Below are 8,638 nucleotides of genomic sequence, written 5' to 3' on the forward strand. Positions count from 1 at the left end.
CCCCGCGGGCCGGTCCGGGTCTCCAGCTGGTTCTCATGGGCGTTATCCGGGCCGGATAACGCCCATGAGAACCAGCTGGAGACCCCGCGCCGCGCAGCGAGCCCAGCCCTCAGCGAACCTCGCGTCCCGGGGCGTCGAGGGTGAAGAGGGTGGCTTGCTCGGGGGTCATCAGTGGGGCGGGGAGGCCGGCTTCGGAGAGCACCCGGCCGGGCAGCTCGACCCCGTCCGCGAGCCACGGCGGCGGGGCGTCCTGGACCACCCGCGGCGGGTGTCCCAGCGTCCGGACCCGGTAGACGCGGTCGGGGTCCAGGCCGGGGAACCGGATCGGCGGGGGCAGCGCGGCGGCCGGCGCGTCGAGCGTGACCAGGGCGAACACCGCTGACGAGCGGTCCTGGGCGACCACGCCGTGCAGCAGCACCGCCGGGTCGGGAGTGTCCGCGCGGACGACCCGGCCCGAGTGCAGCAGGGGGCGCAGGCGCTTGTACTCGGCGGTCCACGCGGCGATCAGCGCGCGGTCCTCCGGCGATGCCCGGGAGACGTCCCATTCGATGCCGGCATGCCCGAACAGGGCGGTGGCGAGGCGAAGCCCCAACGCCGACGTACGGCCGGTGACGTGCGCCGTTCCCGCGCCGAGGTGCCCGCCGAGCAGCTCCGGCGGGATCAGCACGCTCGTCCAGCGCTGGATGTGCTGGCGGTCGAGCGGATCGTTGGTGTCCGAGGTCCAGAACCGGTCGACGAGCGGCAGGATGCCCAGGTCGATCCGGGCGCCACCGGACGCGCAGCTCTCGATCTCCACGTGCGGGAACGCCGACCGCAGCGCCGCCAGCAGCCGGTGGACCGCTGTCGTCTGCCGATGGGCGGCGCCGGGTTCGAGCAGGTCGCGGTTGTGGTCCCACTTGAGGAAGGCGATCGGGTACTCGGTAAGCAGATCGGTGAGGCGTTCCAGGACGTACGCGTAGGCGTCCGGATTCGCCAGGTCCAGAACGCGCTGGAATCGCCAGGTCACCGCGGACGGCGGCCCGAGGATCCAGGACGGCTGGGCCCGGGCGAGCGCCGAGTCGGGGCTGACCATCTCCGGCTCCACCCAGAGCCCGAAGTCCATTCCGGCCGCGTGCACCCGCGCGATCAGGGGGTGCAGCCCGTCCGGCCAGACGACCGGGTCGACATACCAGTCGCCGAGCGCGCGGCGGTCGTCGCGACGGCCGGTGAACCATCCGTCGTCGAGCACGAATCGTTCGACGCCGACCTCGGCGGCCGCGTCGGCCAGCTCGGCGAGCCGGGACAGGGAGTGGTCGAAGTAGACCGCCTCCCAGGTGTTCAGGACGACCGGCCGGGGTGCCGCCGCCGGACGCGCGGCTCGGATCCACGGGTGCAGCCGGTCGGAGAGCCCGTCGATCCCGGAGTCGGAGAAGACCGCGACCGCCCACGGCGTCGAGTACGTCTCCCCTGCCGCGAGCCGGAGCTCCCCCGGCGCGAGCAGTTCACCGGCGCCGACGGCCGCACAGCCGAGCGCGGAGCGCTCCGCCCAGATCCGCTTGTCGCCGCTCCACGCCAGGTGCAGCGCCCAGATCCGCCCGCTGCGGAACGCGAACCCGGGTGTGCCCGCCATCAGCAGGAACGCGTCGTCGTGCCCGGGCCGGCCGTGCCTGCTCTCCCGGCTCCACACGCCCTGGCGCAACGGCGCGCGCTGCGGACGCCGTTCGTGTGCCCACAGGCCGGTGAAGTCGAGCAGTTCGGTGGCCTCGGCCGGGATCGGCAGCTGCACGTCGAGAGCGGCCAGGTCGAAGACGCCCGGGCCGTGATTGGTCAGCACGTGACGGATCCGAAGCACGCCCTCCGGGGACAGCTCGATCTCGGTGACGACCGCGATGCTCCTGGCGGCGTTCTCCGTCCGTACGGCAATCGTGTTCCCGGAAAGCTCGATCGCGGCGACCTGGAGCGTTCCGGATGGTGTTCCGTCGTGATGGCCCGCCAGGGCCGGCCGGCCGCTCCATCCGTCACCGGGGCCCGGCAGCAGTGACCATCGCAGCGGTACGTCGACGGAGCTCGGCGGGATCGCCGGAACCTGCGAGCCGGCGAAGGTGCCGGGCAGCTCACCGAGATCGGGGCCCCAGTGCAGAACGGCGCCGCGGGCGTCCAGCACGAAGCTGACGCCCGCGGCCCGCAGGTGATACAGGGTCACTCGGCGACCGGGATGCTCTGCGACTTGAGGTTGTCGATCGTCGACGTCTGCGCCTTCTTCAGCGCGTCGGCGAGCGTGCCGCTGCCCGAGACGGCGGCCTTGAAGCCGTCCGACGCGGTGGCGTACGTCGAGGTCATCGTCGGTCCCCAGGTGAAGTCGGGGGTGACCTCGGTGGCGGCCTGGGCGAAGATGTCGTAGATCTTCTGGCCGCCGTAGAAGTCGACGCCCTTGCTCAGCGCGGCCAGCGAGCCGCCGGTCTTGGTGGCCGGGTAGAGGTTGGCCTTCTCGTTGAGCAGCGTAAGCGCCTCCTCGGAGGTGTTCAACCAGATCGCGAACTGCGACGCCTCGTACGGGTGCTTGGAGCCCTTGAACACCGCGGTGGACGAGCCACCCCAGTTACCGGCGACCTTGCCGCCCGTGGTCCACTGCGGCATCGGGGCGACCGCCCACTTGCCGGCGGTGTCCGGCGCGCCCGACGAGATCGAGTTCGCGCCCCAGACTGCGGAGACCCAGGTCCAGGCCTGGCCCTTGTTGTACGCGCTGTCCCACTCGGTGGTCCACGGCGGCACGGTCGAGACGAGCTTCTTGGAGACCAGGTCCTGCCAGTAGTTCGCGACCTTGGTGGTGGCCTCGTCCTGGAAGTTCACCGTCCACTTGCTGCCGTCGTTCGAGAACCAGTGACCGCCGGCCTGCCAGGCGAGACCCGCGAACTGGTTGATGTCGCTCTGCGAGAAGTTGGTGATCGAGCCGCCCGCGGCCTTCACCTTGACGGCCGCCGCCGCGTACTCCTCCCAGGTCGCCGGCACCGGGATGTTGTTCTTCTCGAACAGGTCCTTGCGGTAGAACAGCGCCATCGGGCCGGAGTCCTGCGGCACGCCGTAGACCGCGTCCTTCTCACCGAACGACACCTGGTTCCAGGTCCAGTCGATGAACTGGTCCTTGGCGTCGGTCACCGGCTTGCAGCCGGCCAGGTTGGTCAGGCCGTCCTGGACGCGGAAGCTGGGCAGCGCGTCGTACTCGACCTGGCCCAGGTCGGGGGCGTTGCCGGCCTTCAGCTGGTTGAAGAAGTTCTGGTAGGTGCCGCCGTTGCCGTTCGGGCCGGTCTGGACCTTGACCTGGATGTTCGGGTTCTTGGCGTTCCAGACCTTGACGACCTCCTCGATGTTCGGGATCCACGAGGTGAAGGACAGGGTGACCGGGCCGCTCGACGGCGCGCAGCTCGCGGCGCCGGCGGTGGCTGTCGTGTCGTCGTCACCGCCGGAGGAGCAGGCGGTCAGTGCGAGGGACGAGGTCAGCAGGATGCCCAGCAATTTCTTCATTGATAACTGCCTTTGCGAACCGGAGGGATTTACTTGACGGCGCCGGAGCCGAGGCCACTGCGCCAGAAACGCTGGAGGAGCAGGAACGCCACCACCAGCGGGACGATCGAGACGAGAGCGCCGGTGAGCACCAGCATCCGCAGCTCAGGAAGCTGGTTGACCTGCGAGTTCCAGGTGTAGAGGCCGAGCGTCACGGGGAACAGCCGCTCGTTGCCGAGCATGATCAGCGGCAGCAGGAAGTTGTTCCACACCGCGACGAAATGGAACAGGAAAATGGTCACCAGAGCGGGGAACATCAGTTTCGTGGAGACGGTGAAGAACGTGCGCACCTCGCCCGAGCCGTCGAGCCGGGCCGCTTCCAGCAGTTCCTCCGGAACGCTCGCGGTGGCGTAGATCCGGGCCAGGTACACCCCGAACGGGTTGACCAGGCTGGGCAGGAACACCGACCAGAAGGTGTTCGTCGCGTTCAGCTGCGAGAAGATCAGGAAGAGCGGGAGCGCCAGCGCGGTCGCCGGCACCAGGACCCCGCCCAGGACGACGTTGAAGATCGCCTCCCGGCCGGGGAACCGGTACTTGGCCAGGGCGTAGCCGCACATCGCGGCGAGGATCGTGCCGAGCAGCGCGGCCCCGCCGGTGTAGAGGACGCTGTTCAGCATCCAGCGCAGGAAGACCCCGTCGCGGTAGCGGAACAGCTCGCCGAGGTTCTGCCCCAGGCTGACGTCGGCGAACCAGAGCGGCGCGGTGTTGCCGAAGTCGGAGCGGGACTTGGTCGCCCCGACGACGAGCCACCAGATCGGGACCAGGAAGTAGAGCGTGCAGATCCCCATGATCGCCATGGCCGCGGATTTGCTCTTCACTTGTCGGCTCCCCGCTGGGTGACCTTGAGGAACGCGAACGAGAGGACGCACGTCGCCAGTGCCAGAACCACGGAGAACGCGGCCGCCAGGTTGAAGTTCGGGATCGACGAGGTGCTGTAGACGGTCAGGTTCGGGGTGTACGTGCTGGACACCGCCGAGCTGAACGTCCGGAACACCTGCGGCTCGGCGAGCAACTGCAGCGTTCCGATGATCGAGAAGACAGTGGTCAGCACGATCGCCGGCATGACCAGCGGGATCTTGACGGACCACGCGGTGCGGATCGGGCCGGCGCCGTCGAGCGTGGCCGCCTCGTACACCTCCTGCGGGATCGCCAGCAGGGCGGAGTAGATGATCAGCATGTTGTAGCCGACGTACACCCAGGTCACGACGTTGGCCATGGCCCAGAGCACCAGATCCGCGGAGAGCAGGTCCCAGGTCTTGGTGACCGCGGTGAACGGCGACAGGTTCGGCGAGTAGAGGAAGCCCCACATGATCGCGGCGATCACCCCCGGGATCGCGTACGGCACGAAGAACGCCAGCCGGAAGAACGCCCGCCCCCTGACCAGCCCGGAGTCGAGCAGCAGCGCCAGCAGCAGCGCGAGCCCGAGCATCACCGGGACCTGCACCACGCCGAAGAGCAGCACTCGCCCGATCGACGACCAGAACGGCCCGTTCTCGAACACGCGCTGGTACTGCTCGAGGCCGCCGAAGACCTCGCGCGCCGGCCCGAACGTGCCGGTGCGGGTGACCTTGTAGAGGGACTGCTTGATCGCGTACCCGATCGGCGCGAGATAGAACGCGATGAACAGCAGCCCGAACGGGAGAACGAAGAAGAGGATCGCGGCTGCCGGTTTTCTCCTGGTCACGCTCGTGCCTCCGCTCTGACCACCGCGACGCCGCCGCCCTCGACGCACAGCGCCGGGCCGACCGGTTCGCCGGTGACGAGGTCGTGGCCGGTCACGGCGTACTCGACGGCATCCACGCCGTGGTTGATGACGAAGAGGTAGCTGCGACCGTCTCCACTGCGGCGCACGACTTCGACCTCGCCACCACCGGGATCAACTTCCTGATTCGGTACGACCTCGCGCATGAACTCCCGCATGCCGGCGTCATCGAGGGCGGTCGCCAGGTACCACGCGACGCCGTCGCCGAACTCGTTGCGCGTGATCGCCGGCGTCCCCGGCAGCGGCCCGTCGAGATAGCTCGCGATCGTCGCCGCCGACGTCGTGTGCAGCCGCTCGGTCCAGAGCGCGCCGGCCCTGCCGTTCGACAGGGTGACCCGGTGATCCGGCTTCAACGGGGCGAACTCCTCCACGCGGACGCCGAGCACGTCCCGGAACGCACCCGGGTAACCGCCGAGCCGGACCCGGTCGCGCTCGTCCACGATCCCGCTGAAGAACGTGACCAGCAGGTGGCCGCCGGCGGCGACGTACTCGGTGATCCGCTCCGCGGCCACGTCCCCCACCATGTAGAGGCACGGGACCACGACCAGCTTGTACTTCGACAGGTCCGCGTCGGGCGGCACGACGTCGCAGGTCACGCCGAGCCCGCGCAGCGCCCGGTGGGCCGCGTGCACCTGATCGAGGTAGGTCACCGCCTGCGACGGGCGGGCCTCCCCCTCGGCCGACCACCACGACTCCCAGCTGAAGACGACAGCGACGTCGGCGTCCACCGTCGTGCCGGCCACCTCCCCGATCGCGTCCAGCGTCCGCGACAACCGCAGCACCTCACGCCACGCGACGGTGTCGGTGCCGGCGTGCGGCAGCAGCGCGGAGTGGAACTTCTCGGCGCCCTGCGCGGACGCCCGCCATTGGAAGAAACAGATCGAGTCGGCGCCGCGGGCCACGTGGGTGAGCGTGTTGCGCAGCATCTCGCCGGGCGCCTTGGCCAGGTTGTGCGGCTGCCAGTTGACCGCGCCGGTGGACTGCTCCATCAGGATCCACGGCTTCCCGCCGGCCAGGCCACGGGTCAGGTCGGCGGCGAAGGACAGCTCCGCGACCGGGTCGCCGAGGCGATGGTCCAGGTAGTGGTCGTTGGCGATCACGTCCATCTCCGGCGCCCAGGACCAGTAGTCCAGGTTGCGGATGTGCGCGGTGACCATGAAGTTCGTGGTGACCGGGGCGGAGGAGTGCGCCCGCAGGATCGCCGCCTCGCCGCGGTAGTGGTCCAGCAGCTCGTCGGAGCTGAACCGGTGGAAGTCGACGATCTGTGACGGGTTGCGGATCGACAGCGTGGCCCGGGGCGGCTGGATCTCCGCCCAATCGCCGTACCGCTGGCTCCAGAAGGACGTGCCCCACGCCTCGTTCAGCGTCTCGATCTTGCCGTACCGCCGGCGCAGCCAGGAGCGGAACGCCTCGGCGCTGGTCTCGCAGTAGCAGAGCGCGTTGTGGCAGCCCAACTCGTTGGAGACGTGCCAGAGGGCGAGCGCCGGGTGGTCGCCGTAACGCTCGGCGACGCGGCGGACCAGCTCGTACGCCCGGTCGCGGAAGACCGGCGAGCTGGGGCACCAGGCCTGCCGGCCGCCGGGGAAGCGGGTGGTGCCGTCGGCCGCGACCGGCAGGATCTCCGGGTGCAGCGTGGTCAGCCACGGCGGCGGGGACGAGGTGCCGGTGCCCAGGTTGACCTTGATCCCGTTCGCGTGCAGCAGGCCGATGACCTCGTCGAGGCCGTCGAAGGAGAACCGCCCGTCGGCCGGCTCGAGGCTGGACCACCCGAAGATGTTGACAGCGACCAGGTCGACGCCGGCCTCGCGCATCAACGCGACGTCCTCATGCCAGACGTCAGGCGTCCACTGCTCCGGGTTGTAGTCGCAACCCAGAATGATGCTGTTCATAAAACTCCTGGTCACGAGTGTGTGCACGTGCACACATTTCGTCGCGCCGACAACGGCGTTACGGATGTGTGAACGTGCACACAGTAGGACCGGGTAGTGACCAGGTCAATAGCGTCCGCCGGGCTATCGTGATCGCATGTCCCGCCCCCAGCCCCCGAAACGCGCCACGGTGCACGACATCGCCGCCGCCGCGGGCGTGTCCCGGGGCACCGTCAGCCGCGTGCTCAACGGCGGTTACGTCTCCGCCGAGGCGCGCGCCGCCATCGAGGCCGCGATCACCGAGGTGGGCTACGTGCCGAACACCGCGGCTCGTGCCCTGAAGATGCGCAGGTCAGAGGCGGTCGCGTTCGTCGCGCTGGAGCCGCACTCGCTCTTCCTCGACGACCCGAACATCGGCTCGATCATGCTCGGCGCCAACGCCGAGCTCTCCCTCGCCGACCACCAGATGGTCAGCCTGGTCGTCGAGTCGGGCCGCGACATGGAACGCGTCGCCCGCTACCTCAGCGGCGGCTTCGTCGACGGCGCGATCGTCGTCTCGGCCCGCGCCCACGACCCGATCATCCAGGTCATCGGCGACCTGCGACTGCCGGCCGCGTTCGTCGGCCACCCGCCGGATCTCGACGGCACGATCCCGTACGTGGGGATCGACAACGCCGGATCCGCCCGCGAGGTCACCACCCGCCTGGTCGCCACCGGCCGGCGCCGCATCGGCATGATCGCGGCCGCCCTCGACCGCGACTCCGGCAGCGACCGCCTCGCCGGCTTCCGCGCCGCCCTCGGGCCACACTTCGACGCCGGCCTGGTCGCTGAGGTTCCGCACTACGACTACGGCTCGGGCGTCAAGGGCATGCGCCTGCTGCTCGAACGCGACCCGGCGATCGACGGGGTCTTCGCCGCCTCCGACGCGATCGCCGCCGGCGCCCTGGAAGCCCTGCGCGAAGCCGGCCGCAGCGTGCCGTCCGACGTGGGCATCGTCGGCTTCGACGACAGCACGTGGGCGGTGCGCACCCAGCCGCAACTGTCCACGGTGCACCAGCCGGCCAAGGAGATAGGGGCGGTCGCCGCCCAACTCATCCTCCACCAGCTCCGCGGCGAGCAGCTCGAGACTCTCGGCCGGCTCCTCCCGACCCCGGTCATCTGGCGCGACTCCGCCTGACCCCGCCCCACCCAGCCCCGCGCCAGCCCCGTCCCACCCCAGGCCCGTCCCACCTCTCACCGCCAGCCGCATCGCCCCGGCTGGCGCCCAGAGGTGCCTCCCGCCGGCAACACACCCCTCACCACCAGCCGCATCACCCCGGCTGGCACTCACGGTTGCCTCGCACCCTCGAAACAACCCTCACCACCAGCCGCACAACCCCGGCTGGCACTCACGGTCGTTTCGCGCTCTCATAACAACCGTCAGCGCCAGCCGCACGACCGCGGCTGGCGCTGATGGTCGTTTCGCGCC

Annotated in this window: 6 protein-coding genes; 1 reads left to right on the plus strand and 5 read right to left on the minus strand. The window is 69.9% G+C overall.

Annotation, left to right across the window (positions count from 1 at the left end):
* Positions 1–109: 109 nt before the first annotated feature.
* Genes Acy02nite_RS19670 through Acy02nite_RS19690 form a run of 5 tightly spaced genes read right to left on the minus strand, consistent with a single transcriptional unit; the run spans position 110 to position 7,191 of the window.
* Positions 110–2,182, minus strand: a complete 2,073-nt coding sequence (locus Acy02nite_RS19670; protein WP_203742590.1) for an alpha-galactosidase — start codon at positions 2,180–2,182, stop codon at positions 110–112.
* The gene (locus tag Acy02nite_RS19675) at positions 2,179–3,501 is read right to left on the minus strand and encodes an ABC transporter substrate-binding protein (protein WP_203742592.1); all 1,323 of its coding nucleotides are present in this window, start codon (positions 3,499–3,501) and stop codon (positions 2,179–2,181) included. Before Acy02nite_RS19675 ends, Acy02nite_RS19670 begins: the two co-directional genes overlap by 4 nt.
* Before the next feature lie 29 nt (positions 3,502–3,530).
* Positions 3,531–4,358 (minus strand): carbohydrate ABC transporter permease, encoded by an 828-nt coding sequence (locus Acy02nite_RS19680; protein ID WP_239175020.1) that lies wholly within the window; start codon positions 4,356–4,358, stop codon positions 3,531–3,533.
* Positions 4,355–5,224: a carbohydrate ABC transporter permease gene (locus tag Acy02nite_RS19685; protein WP_203742594.1), complete on the minus strand. Its 870-nt coding sequence runs from the start codon at positions 5,222–5,224 to the stop codon at positions 4,355–4,357. The genes Acy02nite_RS19680 and Acy02nite_RS19685 overlap by 4 nt, the downstream gene beginning before the upstream one ends.
* A complete protein-coding gene (locus Acy02nite_RS19690) occupies positions 5,221–7,191 on the minus strand; it encodes a beta-galactosidase (RefSeq protein ID WP_203742595.1) in 1,971 nt (656 codons plus the stop codon). The genes Acy02nite_RS19685 and Acy02nite_RS19690 overlap by 4 nt, the downstream gene beginning before the upstream one ends.
* A 136-nt stretch (positions 7,192–7,327) precedes the next feature.
* Between Acy02nite_RS19690 and Acy02nite_RS19695 the strand changes: the two genes are divergently transcribed.
* The gene (locus Acy02nite_RS19695; RefSeq protein ID WP_203742596.1) at positions 7,328–8,347 is read left to right on the plus strand and encodes a LacI family DNA-binding transcriptional regulator; all 1,020 of its coding nucleotides are present in this window, start codon (positions 7,328–7,330) and stop codon (positions 8,345–8,347) included.
* The last annotated feature ends 291 nt before the right edge of the window (positions 8,348–8,638 follow it).

It is taken from the genome of Actinoplanes cyaneus (assembly GCF_016862095.1).
Classification (GTDB): domain Bacteria; phylum Actinomycetota; class Actinomycetes; order Mycobacteriales; family Micromonosporaceae; genus Actinoplanes; species Actinoplanes cyaneus.